Source organism: Blastococcus sp. CT_GayMR19 (assembly GCF_004570385.1).
In the GTDB taxonomy this organism is placed as follows: domain Bacteria; phylum Actinomycetota; class Actinomycetes; order Mycobacteriales; family Geodermatophilaceae; genus Blastococcus_B.
This window is the reverse complement of the sequence record NZ_SPQL01000003.1, coordinates 94,961-113,199: the sequence shown is the minus strand read 5'-3', so window position 1 is coordinate 113,199 and position 18,239 is coordinate 94,961. Positions and strand designations below refer to the sequence as shown.

Here is an 18,239-nt window from a genome sequence, read left to right as displayed (position 1 = left end):
TGGAAGCGCACCCGCGCACTCACGACAGCGCTGCGGGCCGATGCGGCGAATCTACACTAGTCGAACATCTTGCGCATCTGGCTGTAGCACGTCAGGATGGGTCCGCCAGCGGATCGATCCGCCGCCCCAGCACACCCTCATGGAGGCACCGTGACCACACTCGACGAGCGTCCGGGCACCGGAGGGGCGGAGGCCACGGCCCCGGGGCCCGACCAGCCCCCGGCCCGCACCGAGGTCTCCTTCGACACCTCGCCCGACCGGTACAAGCACTGGAAGCTCTCCGTCGACGGAGAGGTGGCCACCCTCACACTGGACGTCGCCGAGGACGGCGGGATCGTCCCCGGCTACGAGCTCAAGATGAACAGCTACGACCTGGGCGTGGACATCGAGCTGCACGACGCCGTGCAGCGGATCCGGTTCGAGCACCCCGAGGCGAAGGCGCTGGTGATCACCAGCGCCAAGGACCGCATGTTCTGCGCGGGCGCCAACATCAAGATGCTCGCCGCGTCCCCGCACAGCTGGAAGGTGAACTTCTGCAAGTTCACCAACGAGACCCGCAACGGCATCGAGGACGCCTCGGCCCACTCCGGTCTCACGTCCATAGCGGCCGTCAACGGCACCGCCGCCGGCGGCGGCTACGAGCTCGCCCTGGCCTGCGACCAGATCGTCCTCATCGACGACAACTCCTCCGCCGTCTCGCTGCCGGAGGTGCCGCTGCTCGGCGTGCTGCCCGGCACCGGTGGGCTCACGCGGGTCGTCGACAAGCGGGGCGTCCGCCGCGACCTGGCCGACGTCTTCTCCACCACCTCCGAGGGCATCCGCGGCGAGCGCGCCGTGCAGTGGCGCCTGGTCGACGGCATCGCCAAGGCCCGGGACTTCCCCGAGGAGATCGCCCGCCGCGCCGCGGAGGCCGCGGCCACGTCGAGCCGTCCCGGCGCCGGTGCGCAGGGCGTGCCGCTCACCCCGCTGACGCGCGAGGTCGACGGCGACACCACCCGCTACGAGCACGTCCGCGTCGTCCTCGACCGCGATTCCGGGACGGCGACGATCACCGTGCTGGGCCCGACGGCGGTGCCCTCGAGCATCGAGGAGCTGCACGAGCAGGGCGACTCCGCCTGGCTGCTGGCCGCCACCCGGCAGCTCGACGACGTCATCCTGCGGCTGCGGACCAACGAGTTGTCCGTCGGCACCTGGCTGCTGCGCACCGAGGGCGACGTCGGCACCGTCGCCGCCTACGACGAGTTCCTGCTCGCCCACCGCGACGACTGGCTGGTCAACGAGACCATCGGCTTCTACAAGCGAGCGGTGAAGCGGCTGGACACCACCTCGCGCAGCCTGTTCGCGCTGATCGAGCCGGGCAGCTGCTTCGCCGGCCTGCTGGCCGAGATCGCGTTCGCCGCCGACCGCTCGTTCATGCTCGAGGGGCAGTTCGAGGAGGACGACGATCCGAAGCCCGCTGCCGTCCTCCGGCTCGACGAGTTCAACACCGGCCTGCTGCCGATGAGCAACGACCTGACCCGACTGCAGGTCCGCTTCCTCGGCAGCGCCGAGGAGCTGGCCGCCGCCGAGGCGGCCGTCGGCCGGGACCTGCTCGCCGCCGACGCGCTCGAGCTCGGCCTCGTCACCAGCGCGCCGGACGACATCGACTGGGACGACGAGATCCGCCTGGTCGTCGAGGAGCGGAAGAGCTTCTCGCCCGACGCGCTGACGGGCATGGAGGCCAACCTCCGCTTCGCCGGTCAGGAGACCCCGGAGACCAAGGTCTTCGGCCGCCTCACCGCCTGGCAGAACTGGATCTTCCAGCGGCCCAACGCCGCTGGCCCCGAAGGAGCACTGCGCCGGTACGGCACCGGTCAGCGGGCCGACTACGACAGGAAGCGGGTCTGACCATGACCACCACCGAATCCACCCCGCAGTCCGGCACGGTCACCGGCGACGCCCCCACGCCGACCGGCCCGACGTCGAAGATCGACTACAGCGAGAAGATCCCGAACAACGTCAACCTCGCCGGCGACCGCAAGCTGCAGCGGGCACTGGAGGGCTGGCAGCCCAAGTTCATCGACTGGTGGAAGAACCTGGGCCCGTCGATCCCGACCCACGACGTCTACCTCCGCACCGCGACCGCCGTCGGCCGCGACGGCTGGGCACACTTCGACCGCGTGCCCATGGAGGACTACCGCTGGGGCATCTTCCTCGCCGAGCAGGACCCCGACCGCAAGGTCAACTTCGGGGACAAGTTGGGCGAGCCCGCCTGGCAGGAGGTCCCCGGTGAGCACCGGTCTGACCTGCGCCGGCTGATCGTCGTCCAGGGCGACACCGAGCCCGCGTCGGTCGAGCAGCAGCGCCACCTCGGCATGACCGCGCCGTCGCTCTACGACATGCGCAACCTGTTCCAGGTCAACGTCGAGGAGGGCCGTCACCTCTGGGCGATGGTCTACCTGCTGCACGCCTACTTCGGCAAGGACGGCCGCGAGGAGGCCGAGCAGCTGCTCAAGCGCAACTCCGGCGACTTCGACTCGCCGCGGATCCTCGGGGCGTTCAACGAGGAGACGACCGACTGGCTCTCGTTCTTCATGTTCACCTACTTCACCGACCGGGACGGCAAGTACCAGCTCGGGACGCTGAAGGAGAGCGGCTTCGACCCGCTGGCCCGCACCTGCGAGTTCATGCTCAAGGAGGAAGCGCACCACATGTTCGTCGGCACCACCGGCGTGCAGCGCACGGTCCAGCGGACCGCCGAGCTGATGAAGGAGCACGGCACCGACGACATCTGGCAGTACGGCGGCATCCCGCTGTCGGTCATCCAGAAGTACCTGAACTTCCAGTTCTCCGTGTCGATGGACCTGTTCGGCTCGGAGACCTCGTCCAACGCGGCCGCCTACTACACCGCCGGTCTCAAGGGCCGATGGATGGAGACCCGCCGGAAGGACGACCACCAGCTGCACGGCCTGACCATGGACGTGCCGATCATCGAGAACGGCCGGATGAGCACCAAGACCGTGCCGATGCTCACCGCCCTCAACCTGGACCTGCGCAACGAGTACGCCGCCGACTGCGAGAACGGCGTCAAGCGCTGGAACCAGGAGCTCGAGGACGCCGGACTGGAGGAGCGGCTCTTCCTGCCGCACCAGGGCTTCAACCGCAAGGTCGGCACGTTCGCCGGCCACCACGTGAGCCCCTCGGGCGAGATCCTCGACGACGCCGCGTGGGAGAAGAACGTGGGCGACTGGCTGCCGACGCCCGACGACCGCGCCCAGGTGGCCGAGTTGATGGTGCCGCACTACGACACCGGCGACTTCGCGGGCTGGATCGCACCGCCGTCGGTCGGCATCAACTCGATGCCGGTCGAGTACGACTACGTCCGTTTCTGAGTCAGTCCGGTTCTGACCCCTCCGGGGTCGCCGGGGAGTGTTGTCCGTTCCCCGGCGACCCCGCCGTCCCGAGGAGGCAGCGTGGCTACCGTCGACACCGCTCCCCCAGCACCCGCGGCGCACCCGGCGCCCAGCGCGCCCGACCTGTTCAACGCCGCCGAGTGGCTGGTCACCCGGCACGCCGTCGCGACGCCGGAGCGCCGGGCGATCACCGCGATCGGCCTGGACGGCAGTGTGCGGACTCTCAGCTACGGCCAGCTCGAGGAGGAGATCCGCCGGTTCGCGGCGGGCCTGATCGCCTCGGGGGTCCGCCCGGAGGAACGGCTGATCCTGTGCATGGGCGACGCCCCCGAGCTGCTGACGGCGTTCCTCGCCGGCCTGCGGATCGGCGCCGTCCCCGTGCCGGTTTCCACGATGCTCAAGCCGAAGGACATCGCCGTGCTGGCGCGGGACAGCCGCGCCCGCCTCGTGGCGCTCAGCTCGGAGTTCGGGGAGCTGGCACCGGCCGTCGGCGGCCTGCCGGGCCTGGCCGACGTCGTCCTGCTGACCGACGGCTCCGGGTCGGCGCTCCCCGAGGTCGAGGGCACCCGGGTGCGGGACTGGGACTCGTTCGTCACGGCCGGCGCGGACTTCGTCGAGCAGACCGCCGCGCCCTACCCCACCGTCGCCGACTCCCCCGCCTTCTGGCTCTACACCTCGGGCACCACCGGCACGCCCAAGGGGGCGATGCACCGGCACGGGTCGCTGCGCGACACCGCCGAGACCTACGCCCGCGACGTGCTGGCCATCGGGCCGGACGACGTCACGTTCTCGGTCGCCAAGTTCTTCTTCGCCTACGGCCTCGGCAACACGCTCACGTTCCCGTTCTCCGTCGGCGCCAGCACCGTCCTGGACCGGTCACGGCCGAGCCCGGCCGGCACGCTGCGGGTGCTCCGCGACTTCCGGCCGACGCTGTTCTTCGGCGGGCCGACGTACTTCGCGGCACTGCTGGCCGCCGGCCTTCCTCAGGACGCCTTCGCCTCGGTACGCGCCTGTGTCTCGGCCGGCGAGGCGTTCCCCGCGGCGCTGTTCGAGCGGTTCACGTCCACCTTCGGCGTCGAGATGCTCGACGGGATCGGCTCGACGGAGATGCTGCACATCTTCATCAGCGGCCGGCCGGGACGGACGCGCGCGGGCGCGACCGGAGAGATCGTCGCCGGCTACGAGGCCAAGATCGTGGACGACGACGGCAATCCGGTGCCCGACGGCACGCCCGGTAACCTCTTCGTCCGCGGCAGCTCCGCGGCCACCGGCTACTGGTGCCGGATGGAGACCACCCGGCTGGTCTTCCAGGGCCACTGGGTGCGCACCGGTGACACCTACGTGCGCAGCGAGGACGGCTACTACAGCTCGCTGGGCCGCACCGACGACATCATCAAGGCCGGCGGCATCTGGGTCTCACCCACCGAGGTGGAGGAGCGGCTGCGCCAGCATGCCGACGTCCTGCAGGTCGTGGTCGTGTCGGTCCCCGACGAGTCGGGGCTGGACAAGCCGGTCGCCTGCGCCGTGCTCTCCCCCGGCGCCACGGCGACCGTCGACGACCTGGTCGCGTTCTGCCGGGACGGCCTGGCCGCGTTCAAGCGACCGCGCCACGTCCTCCTGTTCGACGAGCTGCCGACCACCGCGACCGGGAAGCTGCAGCGCTTCCGCGTCCGCGAACTGGCGGTCGAGCGCCTGGGCGGCGCGGCCCGGCCCGACCTGACCCCCATCACCGGAGGACCCGCATGACCGCCACGGACATCCTGCTGCCCGGGAGCGCGGCCGACGGCGGACGCCGGGTCGACGTCGACCTCCTGGTGGTGGGCGCCGGCCCGGCCGGGCTGTACGCCGCCTACTACGCGGGCTTCCGCGGCCTGCGCACGGCGATCGTGGACAGCCTGCCGGAACCGGGCGGCCAGGTGACCGCGCTGTACCCGGAGAAGATGGTCTACGACGTCGCCGGCTTCCCGGGGATCAAGGGCCGCGACCTCGTCGCCGGCCTCGTCGAGCAGGCGGCCCGCTTCGACCCGGTGTACGTGCTCGGCGAGCGGGCCGAGCACCTCACCAACGAGGCCGGGCACCGCCCGCGCGCCGGCGAGCGGCTCGTCGTCACCACCGACAAGGGCACGCGCATCTCCACCGGCACCGTCGTCATCACCGGCGGGATCGGCACGTTCACCCCGCGCCCGCTGCCGGGCGGCGCGGAGTGGGAGGGCCGCGGGCTGACGTACGTGGTCAAGGAGCTCGCCGCCCACGCCGGGCAGGACGTCGTCATCGTCGGCGGCGGCGACAGCGCCGTCGACTGGGCGCTGGCGCTCGACGGGCTCGCCGCCTCGGTCACCCTCGTGCACCGGCGCAAGCACTTCCGGGCCCACGCCGCCAGCGTCGCCGATCTGGAGAAGGGCTCCACCGTCCTCGTCACGGACGCTCAGGTCAGCCACCTCGAGGGGGACGAGCGACTGCACACCGTGCACGTCAAGCACAAGGACGGCGACGTGACGCCGTACAAGGCGCAGTCGGTGATCGCCGCCCTCGGCTTCACCGCCGACATCGGCCCGCTGGAGACGTGGGGCATCGAGATCATGGATCGCAAGATCATGGTCGACACCGCGATGCGCACGTCCGTGCCCGGCGTCTACTCGGCCGGCGACATCACCGAGTACCCGGGCAAGGTGCGGTTGATCGCCGTAGGTTTCGGAGAGGCCGCCACCGCGGTGAACAACGCCGCCACCTATCTCGACCCCGACCAGCCGCTGTTCCCCGGGCACAGCAGCGACGACCCCGCCGGCATCGGCGCGGCCGCCGCGCACTGAGCCCCGACCTCAGGAGACGCGCCCGTGCCCTACGTCATCGGCTCCGAGTGCATCGACACCACCGACATGTCCTGCGTCGAGGAGTGCCCGGTCGACTGCATCTACGAGGGCGACCGGAAGCTCTACATCAATCCCAAGGAGTGCATCGACTGCGGGGCGTGCGAGCCGGTGTGCCCGGTCGAGGCCATCTCGCAGGACCGGCGCGTGTCCGAGGAGAACGAGCCCCACATCGCCGACAACCGGCGGTTCTTCGTCGAGCCCCTTCCCGGGCGCGATGCGCCGCTGGGCAGCCCGGGCGGGGCGACGAAGGTCGGCAAGATCGGCGTGGACACCGAACTGGTCGCCGAGCACACGTGACCGTCGGAGCCCTCGACGGCATCGCCCCGACGACCACCCCACCGCCCGGGTGGTCGAGCCAGGTCGGCTGACCCCGCTACCGAAGGCCCCCGATGGCCTCGATGTCCGTGCCCGTGACCCGCTTCAGGAGGCGATGTCGGTGCGTGTGGTCCTGACCCTGAGCTTCGACCAGAGCGCCGTGGCCGCCGAGGCCCGCCATGCCGAGGAGGCCGGCTACGACGGGGTGGGCGTCGGCGAGCACCTCTTCTTCCACGGGCCCCACCCCAACGGCTTCGTCGCGCTCGCCGCGGCCGCCGGCGCCACCAGCCGCATCCGGCTGCTCAGCTCGCTGACCGTCCTCCCCCTCTATCCCGCCGCGCTCGCCGCGAAGCTGGCGACGACGCTGGACCAGGTCTCCGGTGGCCGGTTCGACATGGGGGTCGGCGTGGGGGGTGAGTACCCGCCCGAGTTCGTCGCAGCCGGCGTGGACGTGACGGAGCGGGGGGCGCGCACCGACGAGGCGCTGGAGCTGCTCGCCGCGCTGTGGAACGGCGGGACGGTGGACTTCGACGGCCGGTTCACCCGCGTGCCCGACCTGCGCCTGACGCCCGGCCCCGTGCAGCCGGGCGGCCCACCGATCTGGCTCGGTGGGCGGCGACCGGCCGCGATCCGCCGGGCCGGCAGGTTCGCCGACGTCTGGATGCCCTACATGTACTCACCCGAGCAGGTGGCCTCGAGCCTGGCGGAGGTGCGGGCGGCCGCCGAGCAGGCCGGGCGGGACCCGGCAGAGGTTCGTGGGGCCATCTTCTGCTGGGGCGGCACCGACCCGGACGCGGCCCGGTCGCGCCAGGAGGTCGTCGAGGCGGTCGGCGCGGTGTACCAGCAGGACTTCGACCGGGTCGCCGACCGGTACCTGCTGCACGGCGACCCCGACCGGGTCGCCGCCCGGGCGCGGGAGTACGCCGACGCCGGCGCCGAGACATTGATCTTCTCGCCGGTCGGCGAGGGCAGCCGCCGTGCCGAGATCGTCGACCTGTTCACCCGGTCCGTGCTGCCGCGGATCCAGCAGCTGCCCTGAGGAGATCCATGTCCGCGTCGGAGGACACCGGAGCGACCGTCGCCGTTCTCGGTGGCGGGCAGATGGGCTCGGGGATCGCCCATGCCTTCCTCACCACCGGGTGCGCGGTCACCGTCGTGGAGGCACTCGCGCCCGACACGACCCGGGAGCGGATCACGGCCTCGGTCGAGGGGGCTGCTGCGCGGGGCAAGCTGACGGAGGCGGTCGCGGAGGTTCTCGCCCGGTTGAGCGTCCGAGCCGGCCCGGCGGAGATCCCTGCCGACGCCGTGCTGGTCGCCGAGGCCGTGCCCGAGGACGCCGCCCTGAAGGCCCGGCTGCTCCGTGAGGCCGAGCACGCCGTGCACCGGACGGCGGTGCTGGCGACGAACACGTCCTCCCTGTCGGTCAGCGAGCTGGCTGCGACGCTGGACCGCCCCGACCGATTCCTCGGGATGCACTTCTTCAATCCGGTCCCGGCGTCCCGGCTGGTCGAGATCGTCGTCGGCGGCGACACCGCCCCGGACGTCGTCGAGGCTGCCGGTGCCTGGGTCCGCCGTCTCGGGAAGACCGGCATCGTCGTTCGGGACTCGCCCGGGTTCGCCTCGTCCCGCCTCGGGGTTCTGCTGGGCCTGGAGGCCATCCGGATGCTGGAGGACGGCGTCGCCGACGCGGAGGCCATCGACACCGCGATGGAACTCGGCTACCGGCACCCGATGGGTCCGCTGCGCTCGACCGATCTGGTCGGCCTCGACGTGCGGCTGTCCATCGCCGAGTACCTGCACCGCACCCTCGGGGACCGCTTCGCGCCCCCGCAGCTGCTGCGCGACAAGGTTGCGGCGGGTGAGCTGGGCCGGAAGACCGGGCGCGGCTTCTACGACTACGGCTGAGGTGGGCGGAGGACGACGGCCGCAGGCAGCGGGTAGCCGGTCAGCACGGCCCGGAGGACGCCGAGGCCCACGCCCGACCCCGTCCACGACGACGAGGTGCCGGGTCGCGGTAGCGCGCCGGTCCGTCGACGCAGTGAGCCGTTCAGGGCTCCGGGGGCCCCGCCCGATCCTGGCCCCCGGGGGCGACGGCTCGGCGGATGCCGGGGCCGGCCGCAGTCGCTCGTGCATCGGCCGGCGCCAGGAGGCGCCGTGGCACGGCCAGCGCGAGCAGCGGGACGACGAGGGCGACCGCAGCCAGCGTCAGTGAGTACATCGGCTGAGCCGCCGACTCGACGTCCACGAGCTTGAAGCTGTCGATGGCGGTGTGCACCAGCGCCGGCGCCCAGACGGTGTTCCGGCCGGTCTCGAAGAGGTACGCGAGGGGCACGGTGGTGACCGCGGCGACGAGCATCGCGGCGCTCCCGACCGCTGGACCGGAGCTCAGGAGGACCGGGACGTGGGTGGCCGCGAGCAGGGGCATGCTCCAGGCGACCGCGCGGCCGAAGGACCGCCCGCTCCGCAGCCGCCGGAAGGCGTAGCCGCGCCACACGAGCTCCTCGGCCACGCCGTGGAAGGCGAAGATGCCGACGAGCAGCCACGGCCAGCCCGATCGGAGCGCGACGTCCGCCCCGGTCGTCGCCGCCGTGAGCGGGTGGACGAGAAGCACCAGACCCGACAGCACGACGGCCAGGAGCAGCGCCCGCCCGCCCGGACGGCCGAGCCCGAGCCGGTGCACCGCCGTCCGGGGAGGCGTGCCGTCGAGCACCCGCTCGACCGCCAGCGCGGCCGCGAGGACCGCGCCCAGGATGAGCAGCCCGAGCCGGCCGGTGGCGTCCAGTTCGGCGACCCCGGCCAGGACGCACCACAGGACGGCGAACCCGACAAGGAAGCGGACCCAGGACCGCGCGCCCGTGACCTCGGCTCTCATGGTGGCCGCGAACCAGCTGCGAGAGAGGTCGCTTCCCGAGGGCTTGGCGGGCCAGTGCGGACGGAGCACACTCGTGGGGCGGCCGACGCACGTGGACCCCGGCCATGGACCGCCGGCGTCCCAGAGGCTCCTTCGACGGATCGGGGCCATCGGCCGCAGGCGAGAGCCGTCCGGGCGCCGTTGCACAGCCGCTGGACCGGCCTCTGGGTGACCCTCGCCGGAACCGGCACAACACCCGAGGGGCCGATCCGATGAGCACCACGCTGCCGGCCTTCACGCCGCTGGAAGACAGCCTGTACCTGACGCTCTGCTGCCGGGCACTCGACAGCCGATCGCCGCGTCCCATTCTCGGGGACGCCCTGGCCGACGAGATCGTCCGCGAACTCGACTACGACATCGGTCAACTGCACATCGACGCCAACCTGATCAACACCTGCGCATTGCGGGCCAAGCGCATCGACGAGGTGGCGGCGGACTTCGTGGCCCGCCACCCGGACGCCGTCGGGCTCGACCTGGGCGCCGGGCTGGACACGCGGTCGGCGCGGATCGCCCTGCCGTCCACCGTCGACTGGTACGACGTCGACTTCCCCGCGGTGGCCGCCCGGGAGCGCGTGATCCCGGGGCACGCGAATCCGCACGCCATCGGCGCGGACCTGCGGGACCGGGACTGGCTGGACGCCGTCCCGACCGGCCGGCCCGCCGTGGTCGTCGCCGACGGCCTGATGGGGTTCTTCACCCAGCAGGAGATGTCCTCGCTGCTCGACCGTCTGATCAGCCACTTCCCCTCCGGGGAGATCGCCTTCAACAGCTATTCACGGTTCGCGATCTGGGCGACCAAGCACGTCCGCGGCACGAAGGCCGTCTCGGAGCTGCTCAAGTTCCCCGGCTTCGACGACCCCCACGAGCCCGAACGCTGGGACCCCCGCTTGCACCTGGTTCGCGAGATCCTGCTCAGCCGGGAACCCGAGGTCGCCCAGTTCCCGCCGGCGTTACGCCTCTACTACCGGCTGTCGTCGCACAGCACGGCCTGGTCCCGGAAGGGGACGATCGTGCTGCACTACCGCTTCTAGCCTCCCCCCGAGGACCTGTCCGGTGTGGTGGCTCCGCCCGAAGGGCGACGTCCACGAGTTGGCCTCACGCCTGCGGGGGCGAGCGCGTCGGTTCAGGTTTCAGGTTCAGAGGATGCGCACTTGGAGGTGCACGTCCTGCGGGGCGGTGTGGGTCATCGCGGTGACGAGATCGACGGCCATCTGCTCGATGTCGTCGACGGTGGCGGCCTGGGTCGTGCCGACGCCCGTGACGTCGATCACCCAGTAGTCGCCCTCGCAGATCGCGGTCGCGGTGTAGTCGGCCATCCGTCCTCCAGGTCGAGTCGCCGGAGAGTGCCGCTGAGGTGGGACGGGTCGGTCGAGAGCGGCCGGCCCCCTACGTCTCGATGATGGCAGCGTCGCGGGCGACTGCCACCTCTCGCCCCCGTGATCGCGCGACGACCTCGTTCCGGTCGCCCCGACGGGCGGTGTCCGTCGCGGGCATCCGTACCGATGTGCCGGTGTACCGGCGGCCAGGACCGGTGTGGTGCAGTGGGCTCGTCGCCGCATCCCTGACGGAGGATCCGTGCCCATCGATCTCGGCATTGTCGGACGGCACTACAGCGGGCCGATCTCCTGGTCGTCCTCGCACGCGCTCCTCTACGCGCTGGGCGTCGGTGCCGGCGGCACCGACCCCCACGACGAGCTGGCGTTCACGACGGAGAATTCCCACGGCACCCTCCAGCGGGTCCTGCCGACCTTCGCCGTCGTCCTCGGGGCGCATGGCGCGGAGGGCGACCCGGTGAGCCCGGTGCTGGGGGCGCCGGAGATCCCCCTCGCCCAGATCCTCCACGGCGAGCAGACGGTGACGCTGCACGGGGCCCTGCCCGTGGCCGCCACCGCCACGTTCAGCGGCCGGATCTCGGCCGTCCACGACACGGGCCGGCACGCGGTCGTCGAGAACGTCGCCGAGCTCAGGGATGCGGCGACGGGCGGCCTCCTGGCCGAGACCGTGAGCTCGATGGTGGTCCGGGACGCGGGTGGCTTCGGCGGGGAGCCGGCTGCCGCCGCCCCGTGGACACTGCCGGAGCGATCGGCGGACGTCAGCCTCAGCTACCCGACCCGGCGGGACCAGGCACTGCTCTACCGGCTGAGCGGTGACCGGAACCCGCTGCACTCCGATCCCTGGTTCGCCCGGTCGGCGGGGTTGGAGCGCCCGATCCTGCACGGCCTCTGCACCTACGGTTTCACCGGACGGGCTCTCCTGCACGAGGTGTGCGGCGGGGACCCCGACCGCTTCGGCGGCATGTCCGCGCGCTTCACGCATCCGGTGTTTCCCGGGGACACCCTGGACGTCGACATCTGGCGGACGACGGACGGCGCCATGTTCCGCGCCTCCGTCGGCGACCGCGTCGTCCTCGACCGGGGCACGTTCCGCCTCCGCACTCCCTGACCGGGACCCGCTCACGCCCTCCCCGTCGGCTCCGCCCGCGCCGCGGCCAGGGCAGAGCGCCGCACCTTGCCGGCGTCGTCGCGCAGCGGCTCGCGAACCCGTTCGAACGAGCGGGGGATCTTGTACGACGCGAGTCGCTCGGTGAGATGGGCGCGGAGCTCCTCGTCGGTCACCTCGCCGTCGAGCTCGAGCAGGGCGTGGGGCACCTGGCCGAGGTCGTCGTGCGGCAGTGCGATGACCACCGCGGACCGGACCGACGGGTGCTCGCTCAGCGCAGCCTCCACCTCCGCCGGGTAGACGTTGGCCCCGCCCACGATCAGCATGTCGCTCTTGCGGTCGGCGAGGTACACGTAGCCCTCCTCGTCGATGGAGCCCATGTCGCCGACGGACTCCCAGCCGTCGTCCATCGTCCGCGCGTCGGCCCCGAGGTAGCGGTACGGGCTGGGCACGCCCGGGCCGCGACGCATCCAGATCTCACCGATCTCCCCGGCCGGAAGCGGTGCACCGGCGGGGTCGAGCACCTGCATCTCCCCCACGACGGGGCGACCCACGGTGCCGGGATGGGACAGCCACTCGGAGCCGGTGAGGAGGGTGACGGCCTGCACCTCGGTCGCGCCGTACAGCTCCCACACCCGCTCCGGGCCGAGCCAGTCGATCCAGGCCCGCTTCAGCCAAGGGGGACACGGCGCCGCCATGTGCAGGACGACCCGCAGCGACGACACGTCGTAGCCCAGGCGCTGCTCCTCGGGCAGCCGCCAGATGCGCCCCATCATCGTCGGCACCGCGTACATCCAGTCGACGGCGTGCTCCTGCACCAACTGCAACGCGGACTCCGCCTCGAAGCGAGGCATCAGCACGACGTGGCCGCCGAGCACCAGGGCACAGGTCGACAGCAGGAAGGGTGCGTTGTGCGACAGCGGGCCGGTGATCAGGACGGTGTCGCCGTCGGTCATCCCGAGCAGGCGGGCGAACGGCTCGACCGACTCGACCAGGGCGGGCTGGGTGGAGACGATGAGTTTCGGCCGGCCGGTGCTGCCGCCGGACGTCGGCGCCTTCCACGAGGCGGCAGCGTCCTCGCCCAGCGGGGCGTCCGACAGCCCCGCCTCCGGCTCGAAGCCCGCGGGGATCGCGGTGTGGCCGGCGGCCTCCCCGGGCTCGACACCCACGACGAGGCTCGGCCGGGCCAGTTCGATGATCGCCTGCCGCTCGCGGGCGGGCAGCCGGAAGGACACCGGCTGGGGCGTGGCTCCGCACTTCCACGCGGCGATGGCCGCCTCGAGGAACTCCACGGTGTTCGGCAGGCCGATCGTCACGAACGAATCACGCGTCACGCCGAGCTGCTGGTAGGCCCGGGCGAGCCGGTTGGTGCGTTCCTCGAGCTGCCGCCGCGTCACGGTGGAACCGGCGCAGGTGATCGCGGGCGCGTCCGGGTCCGCCGCTGCGAGGGCGGCGACGAGCTCGGCCAGGGTCGCGCTCCGGGTCATCCGGTCCCCAGTCATCCGGTCCCCCAACGACGGCGTGGTCCCGCAGGCTATCCGGTGCGCCGGGTCGCCCTCACCGCCTCGCAGTCGGTCTCGTGGACGCACGGCGACGAGGGCGGCGCACTGGTTCACTCATGACATGGACGCACCATCGACCGGGCCGGGTCCGGAGATCGACCCGGACGAACCGGTGCCGGACGATCCCGCTGAGCTGCTGCCCGACGCACCCGAGCCCCTCCCACCCGCGCCGATCGAGGCGACTCCGGACGATCCGGGTGGCGACCCCGGCGGTGTGCCCGAGCCCGCCTGATCCCCGCGGCGGCAGGCCCTCGTCGTCGCCACGGACGGGTGCGCAACGGGAGACCCCACCAGGAACCGGGAGCTCCGTGGTCGCTGACCCGTCGCGCATCGCGCAGCTCCCGCACCCGTCAGGGGCGGAGCCCGACGCCCGCGGCGGGCCCCGACCCGACGTGTTCGGGCAGCACGCCCACCCCGATCGCCCGGGCGGGCAGGCCCTGCAGGACGGGATGCCGGTCGAGGAGCCGCACCACGCGTGGTGTGGCGATCGGTCGGTCGCCGGCCAGGATCCGGCTGAGCACCCGCGTCTGGATCTGCCGCTGCACCAGCTGGGTGACCACGGTGGGCAGGAGCCTGCGCCACCGCACCCGGCCGAGGCGCCGAGAAGATACCCCGCCGCCCCGCAGCGGACCCGCGAGGAGGCGGGCCGCCGCAGTGGCGTCCTGCACGGCGAGGTTGATGCCGACCCCGCCGATGGGCGACATCGCGTGGGCGGCGTCCCCGATGAAGAGCAGCCCGGGCTGGTGCCACCGGGTCATCCGGTCCACGCGCACGCTGAGGACCCGGACGTCGTCCCAGCTCCGAAGGGCCTCCAGGGGAGCGTCGGCCGGCAGCAGCCTGGCCAGATCGCCGCGGAACGACTCCAGGCCCGCCGCCTCCAGAGCCGCGTAGCCGCCCTTGCGCACGAGATAGGCGCACTGCCAGTAGTCGCCACGGTCCAGGCGGACGAGCATGCGCCCCCGCGTGATCCGGCCGGCGCCTCCGAACGAGGGGCCCGCACCGGCGGCCGGCTTGGACAGCCGGAACCACAGCACGTCCATGGGGGCGCCGAACTCGCGGAGCCGGAGGCCCGATCGCTCGCGAAGAGCGGAGTTGCGACCGTCGGCGGCCACCGTCAGCTGCGCGGTCACCTCGTGCTCGCCGCCGTCACGGGTCCGGTAGCGGAGCCCGGTCACCTGCCCGTCCTCGCGGAGCAGATCCACCGCTTCGGCATTCATCCGCAGCTGGAAGGTCGGGTAGCGCCGCGCCTGGTCCGCCAGGAAGTCGAGGAAGTCCCACTGCGGCACGAAGGCGAGGAAGGGGAACCTGCCGGGAAGGCGGCCGAAGTCGGCCATGGCGTAGGTGCCGTCGTCGGTGGTGACTGCCAGGCGGGTCACCTTCTGGTGCGGCAGTTCGAGGAACTCGTCGGCCAGCCCCAGCTCGTCGAGCAGGCGCAACGTCGAGGGATGGACGGTGTCTCCTCGGAAGTCCCGCAGGAAATCCCCGTGCTTCTCCAGCACCATCACCGCGACGCCGTGGCGCGCGAGGAGGAGTCCGAGCATCATCCCCGCCGGTCCGCCGCCGGCGATGCAACAGTCGACCTCGGACACGCTGACCTCCCGGGCACGGGATCGGTCCGGCCGCTCGGACCGGCGCTCCCTCGGTGGGCTCGAGGCCCGACCCCCGCTCGACCCGCCATCGGAGCGAGATGGCGCGGGTCCACGGTGAGCGCCTCCGGGGCCGCGCACAAGCCACCTCGGTGCGGGACACGCGTGGGCAGCACGCCAGGGTGCCGCCGCGCGGCGAGCCGGTCGCCCCCCGTCACCGACCAGGCGGAAGGCGCGGGCGCCGGTCCCTGCAGTTGGCGCTCCGGGTCCTCCTCTCCGGCGGGGAAACGGCGGCGCGACGACACGTTCACCACCGGCTTCCCGCAGCAGAATGGAAGGGCACATCCGACCGAGGGGATCGCCATGGACGCCATGAAGACGTGGACCGTTCAGGTCGACATCGACGAGCACGAGGACCGCACCCGCGCGGTCGCCCGTCTGAGCACAGGTGGGGACCATTCCCTGGCCGGCACCGGGCTCGCGCGGCTGAACCCCGCAGACCGCAACGTGCCCCGGATCGGCGACGAGCTGGCGGTGGCCCGGGCGCTGTCGGAGCTGAGTCATCTCCTGCTCGACGTCGCCGCCCGGGACATCGAGCAGACCAGCGGTGTGCCGGCCCATCCCGTGCTCTGACGTCGGTCGGTGTTCCGGTAGCCGCGGGAGCATCGCAGGTGCCCGGTGACCCTGCCGGCGGCCGACCGGACCCGCGTCAGCGCCAGCGGTACTCGAGCTCGGGGCGACCGGCGTTCCCGTAGCGCGGTGCCCGGTCCGCCAGGCCGGTGTCGGCGAGGTACTCCAGGTATCGGCGCGCGGTGATCCGCGACGTCCCGATCAGCTCCGCGGTCTCCGCGGCGGAGAGGCCGTCGGAATCGCGGACGGCGGACACGACCTTGTCCATGGTCTCGCGGCCCATGCCCTTGGGCAGCGGAGCCGCGCGGGTGGGCCGCACGGTGTCCAGCACCCGATCGACGTCCGCCTGACCGCCCGCGTCGCCGCCACCGCGCATCCGGTCGCGGTAACCGGCGTAGGCCGACAACCGGTCCCGCAGCGCCTCGTAGCCGAACGGCTTGAGCAGATACCCCACGACGCCGTGCACGGCCGCCGCCCGCACCGTGGACAGCTCACGGGCCGCGGTGACCGCGAGGATGTCGATGTCGGCGCCGGCCCCGCGGATCCGCCGGCACAACTCGATGCCGTGGGTGTCCGGCAGGTTCATGTCGAGCAGCACGAGGTCGACGGGCACGCGGGCGAGCGCCTCCAGTGCCAGGGCGCCCGTGCCGGCCACGGCCGCGGTGGTGAATCCCGGCGTGCGGTCGATGTAGGCACGGTGAGCGTCCGCCGCGACCGGCTCGTCCTCCACCACCAGCACGCGGATTGCCGCACCGGGGGTCATCGCACGGCCTGCACGGGCACGCGCAGTGGCAACGAGACCCGGAACTCCGCGCCGGAACCCGGCCGCACGGAGATCGATCCCCCGTGCCGGCGCACCGCCTGGGCGACCAGCGCCAGGCCGAGTCCGCGCCCGAGCCCCTTGGGCTGCGCGCCGGCCACGTCCTTGGTCGTCCAGCCCCGCTCGAACACCCGTCCCGCGTCCTCCTCGGACAACCCGGGACCGGTGTCCTCGACACGGATCTCCAGCCGGTCGTCCTCCACCCACATCGCCAGGTGCACCTCGCGCGGTGCCTCGCCACCGAGGGCCGCGTCGATCGCGTTGTCGACCAGGTTCCCGACGATCGTCACGAGGTCACCCCCCGGGATGCCCGTGCTGCCGACGGCCGTGGCCGGGTCGATCTCCAGGGCCACGCCGCGCTCGTGTGCCGTCGCTGCCTTGCCCAGCAACAGCGCGGCGAGCACGGGCTCGTCGACGCCGTCCACCACCCGGTCGGTCAGCCGCTGGGCCGACGCCAGCTCCGCGGTGGCGAAGTCCACCGCCTCCTGCAGCCGCCCCAGCTCCACCAGCGAGACGGTGGTGTGCAGCCGGTTGGCCGCCTCGTGGGACTGGGCGCGCAACGACTCGGCGAAGGCCCGGACACTGTCGAGCTCGCCGGTGAGGGTCTGCAGCTCGGTGTGGTCGCGCAGCGTGACCACGGTGCCCGCCGCCCGGTCGGACGGCCGCGCGGCGGCTTGGTTCACGACGAGGACGCGTGTGCCGGTCACGTGGATCTCGTCGACCACCGTTCCCTGCAGGCACAGGGTCTCGGTCAGCTCGCGCGGGAGGCCGAGCTCGGGAAGGTGCCGCCCGGCCGGATCGCCGTCCAGGTCCAGCAGCCGCCGGGCCTCGTCGTTGGCCAGCTGGACGCGTTGCTCGCCGTCGACCAGGAGCAGCCCTTCCCGCACGGCATGCAGCACGGCCTCGTGGTAGTCCACCATCCGCGCCAGGGCGCCCGGCGACAGTCCGTGCGTCTGGCGGCGGACCCGACGGCTCAGCGCCCAGCTGCCCAGTCCGCCCACGGCCAGGGTGACCGCGCCCATCCCGACGATGCCGGGCACCGCCGCCGCGAGATCCTCGCCGATGGCGTCGACCGTGAGGCCCGCCGACACCAGCGCCACGACCTCCCCGCCGGCGTCCAGCACCGGACCGGTGGCCCGCACCGAGGGCCCCAGGGTGCCGGTGTAGGTCTCGGTGAACGTCTCCCCGTCGAGAGCGGGTGCGATGGTGCCGCGGAACGGCCGCCCGATCTCGCCCGGGTCCGGGTGCGTGTACCGGGTGCGGTCGGGGGCGAGGACGGTGATGAACGACGTGCCGGGTGTCCTCGCGGATCTCCTCCACGTAGGGCTGCAGCACGGCCGTCGGGTCGTCTCCGGTGACGGCGTCGAGCACCAGCGGGGAGTCCGCGAGGCTCGCGACGATCGCCGTGGCCTCCTGCTCGGCGGACTGCCGCACGGCCTCCTGGGCCTCGCTGTAGGCGACGAACGCCGAGGTCAGGACGACGGCGCCGACCATGAGCCCCTGCAGCGCCAGCAGCCGTACGGCGAGGCTGGTCTCACGGCGGCGGCGCGATGGTTGTGCGGACACGGGCACGCCGCGAAGTCTCCCGCGCCCGGGCACCGCTCCGGTGCCTCTCGTGTACGCAATGAACGAATGCGTGACCGCGGTCACGCCGCCGCCGAGTGTGACTGACGTCGCCCCGTCCGGGGCCGACCCGACGCAGGGGCCCTCCCGG

General features: G+C 72.6%; 17 protein-coding genes. 11 read left to right on the top strand and 6 right to left on the bottom strand.

The window, feature by feature from the left end:
• Positions 1–150 precede the first annotated feature (150 nt).
• From boxC to E4P39_RS05550, 7 genes are all read left to right on the top strand, one after another.
• Positions 151–1,887, top strand: a complete 1,737-nt coding sequence (gene boxC, locus E4P39_RS05580; protein ID WP_209306362.1) for a 2,3-epoxybenzoyl-CoA dihydrolase — start codon at positions 151–153, stop codon at positions 1,885–1,887.
• A 2-nt stretch (positions 1,888–1,889) separates the two neighbouring features.
• Complete coding sequence (boxB, locus tag E4P39_RS05575; RefSeq protein WP_245159657.1) at positions 1,890–3,371, top strand: benzoyl-CoA 2,3-epoxidase subunit BoxB; 1,482 nt, start codon at positions 1,890–1,892, stop codon at positions 3,369–3,371.
• Positions 3,372–3,452: 81 nt separating this feature from the next.
• A complete protein-coding gene (locus tag E4P39_RS05570) occupies positions 3,453–5,138 on the top strand; it encodes a benzoate-CoA ligase family protein (protein WP_245159656.1) in 1,686 nt (561 codons plus the stop codon).
• Positions 5,135–6,202: an NAD(P)/FAD-dependent oxidoreductase gene (locus tag E4P39_RS05565; RefSeq protein ID WP_135135407.1), complete on the top strand. Its 1,068-nt coding sequence runs from the start codon at positions 5,135–5,137 to the stop codon at positions 6,200–6,202. The genes E4P39_RS05570 and E4P39_RS05565 overlap by 4 nt, the downstream gene beginning before the upstream one ends.
• A 24-nt stretch (positions 6,203–6,226) precedes the next feature.
• Positions 6,227–6,559 carry a ferredoxin gene (fdxA, locus tag E4P39_RS05560; protein ID WP_135135406.1) on the top strand — a complete coding sequence of 111 codons (333 nt, stop codon included), beginning with the start codon at positions 6,227–6,229 and terminating at the stop codon, positions 6,557–6,559.
• A gap of 133 nt (positions 6,560–6,692) precedes the next feature.
• On the top strand, positions 6,693–7,616 hold the full coding sequence (locus E4P39_RS05555; protein ID WP_167761630.1) for an LLM class flavin-dependent oxidoreductase: 924 nt from the start codon (positions 6,693–6,695) through the stop codon (positions 7,614–7,616).
• 8 nt (positions 7,617–7,624) lie between these two features.
• Positions 7,625–8,482 carry a 3-hydroxyacyl-CoA dehydrogenase family protein gene (locus E4P39_RS05550; RefSeq protein WP_135135404.1) on the top strand — a complete coding sequence of 286 codons (858 nt, stop codon included), beginning with the start codon at positions 7,625–7,627 and terminating at the stop codon, positions 8,480–8,482.
• A gap of 142 nt (positions 8,483–8,624) precedes the next feature.
• On the opposite strand, the gene E4P39_RS05545 is transcribed toward E4P39_RS05550, so the two are convergent.
• Positions 8,625–9,449: a CPBP family intramembrane glutamic endopeptidase gene (locus tag E4P39_RS05545; RefSeq protein WP_167761628.1), complete on the bottom strand. Its 825-nt coding sequence runs from the start codon at positions 9,447–9,449 to the stop codon at positions 8,625–8,627.
• 251 nt (positions 9,450–9,700) lie between these two features.
• On the opposite strand from E4P39_RS05545, the gene E4P39_RS05540 reads away from it, so the two are divergent.
• Entirely contained in the window at positions 9,701–10,519 is an 819-nt protein-coding gene (locus E4P39_RS05540) for a class I SAM-dependent methyltransferase (protein WP_135135402.1), read from the top strand.
• 105 nt (positions 10,520–10,624) lie between these two features.
• Here the strand turns inward: E4P39_RS05540 and E4P39_RS05535 are convergent, their stop codons facing one another.
• Positions 10,625–10,804: a hypothetical protein gene (locus E4P39_RS05535; protein WP_135135401.1), complete on the bottom strand. Its 180-nt coding sequence runs from the start codon at positions 10,802–10,804 to the stop codon at positions 10,625–10,627.
• 259 nt (positions 10,805–11,063) lie between these two features.
• Here E4P39_RS05535 and E4P39_RS05530 point away from each other — a divergent pair, with 259 nt between their 5' ends.
• Positions 11,064–11,930 (top strand): MaoC/PaaZ C-terminal domain-containing protein, encoded by an 867-nt coding sequence (locus tag E4P39_RS05530; protein ID WP_135135400.1) that lies wholly within the window; start codon positions 11,064–11,066, stop codon positions 11,928–11,930.
• Positions 11,931–11,941: 11 nt separating this feature from the next.
• On the opposite strand, the gene E4P39_RS05525 is transcribed toward E4P39_RS05530, so the two are convergent.
• Positions 11,942–13,414 carry an AMP-binding protein gene (locus E4P39_RS05525; protein ID WP_135135399.1) on the bottom strand — a complete coding sequence of 491 codons (1,473 nt, stop codon included), beginning with the start codon at positions 13,412–13,414 and terminating at the stop codon, positions 11,942–11,944.
• Positions 13,415–13,550: 136 nt separating this feature from the next.
• Here E4P39_RS05525 and E4P39_RS22190 point away from each other — a divergent pair, with 136 nt between their 5' ends.
• Entirely contained in the window at positions 13,551–13,721 is a 171-nt protein-coding gene (locus E4P39_RS22190) for a hypothetical protein (RefSeq protein ID WP_167761627.1), read from the top strand.
• 118 nt (positions 13,722–13,839) lie between these two features.
• On the opposite strand, the gene E4P39_RS05520 is transcribed toward E4P39_RS22190, so the two are convergent.
• Complete coding sequence (locus E4P39_RS05520) at positions 13,840–15,078, bottom strand: FAD-dependent oxidoreductase (RefSeq protein WP_245159655.1); 1,239 nt, start codon at positions 15,076–15,078, stop codon at positions 13,840–13,842.
• Between the two features lie 360 nt (positions 15,079–15,438).
• On the opposite strand from E4P39_RS05520, the gene E4P39_RS05515 reads away from it, so the two are divergent.
• On the top strand, positions 15,439–15,708 hold the full coding sequence (locus E4P39_RS05515) for a DUF1876 domain-containing protein (protein ID WP_135135397.1): 270 nt from the start codon (positions 15,439–15,441) through the stop codon (positions 15,706–15,708).
• 76 nt (positions 15,709–15,784) lie between these two features.
• Here E4P39_RS05515 and E4P39_RS05510 read toward each other — a convergent pair whose 3' ends face one another.
• Positions 15,785–16,468: a response regulator gene (locus E4P39_RS05510; protein WP_135135396.1), complete on the bottom strand. Its 684-nt coding sequence runs from the start codon at positions 16,466–16,468 to the stop codon at positions 15,785–15,787.
• Positions 16,465–17,808 (bottom strand): ATP-binding protein, encoded by a 1,344-nt coding sequence (locus tag E4P39_RS05505; protein ID WP_245159680.1) that lies wholly within the window; start codon positions 17,806–17,808, stop codon positions 16,465–16,467. The genes E4P39_RS05510 and E4P39_RS05505 overlap by 4 nt, the downstream gene beginning before the upstream one ends.
• Between the last annotated feature and the right edge of the window lie 431 nt (positions 17,809–18,239).

Excerpts from the sequence above, each read along its gene's own strand:
- E4P39_RS05555 (WP_167761630.1), top strand. The coding sequence starts at position 6,693 with ATGTCGGTGCGTGTGGTCCTGACCCTGAGCTTCGACCAGAGCGCCGTG.
- E4P39_RS05525 (WP_135135399.1), bottom strand. The coding sequence starts at position 13,414 with ATGACCCGGAGCGCGACCCTGGCCGAGCTCGTCGCCGCCCTCGCAGCG.
- E4P39_RS05565 (WP_135135407.1), top strand. The coding sequence starts at position 5,135 with ATGACCGCCACGGACATCCTGCTGCCCGGGAGCGCGGCCGACGGCGGA.
- E4P39_RS05545 (WP_167761628.1), bottom strand. The coding sequence starts at position 9,449 with ATGAGAGCCGAGGTCACGGGCGCGCGGTCCTGGGTCCGCTTCCTTGTC.
- E4P39_RS05510 (WP_135135396.1), bottom strand. The coding sequence starts at position 16,468 with ATGACCCCCGGTGCGGCAATCCGCGTGCTGGTGGTGGAGGACGAGCCG.
- E4P39_RS05540 (WP_135135402.1), top strand. The coding sequence starts at position 9,701 with ATGAGCACCACGCTGCCGGCCTTCACGCCGCTGGAAGACAGCCTGTAC.
- E4P39_RS05515 (WP_135135397.1), top strand. The coding sequence starts at position 15,439 with ATGGACGCCATGAAGACGTGGACCGTTCAGGTCGACATCGACGAGCAC.
- boxB (WP_245159657.1), top strand. The coding sequence starts at position 1,890 with ATGACCACCACCGAATCCACCCCGCAGTCCGGCACGGTCACCGGCGAC.
- E4P39_RS22190 (WP_167761627.1), top strand. The coding sequence starts at position 13,551 with ATGGACGCACCATCGACCGGGCCGGGTCCGGAGATCGACCCGGACGAA.
- E4P39_RS05535 (WP_135135401.1), bottom strand. The coding sequence starts at position 10,804 with ATGGCCGACTACACCGCGACCGCGATCTGCGAGGGCGACTACTGGGTG.
- E4P39_RS05550 (WP_135135404.1), top strand. The coding sequence starts at position 7,625 with ATGTCCGCGTCGGAGGACACCGGAGCGACCGTCGCCGTTCTCGGTGGC.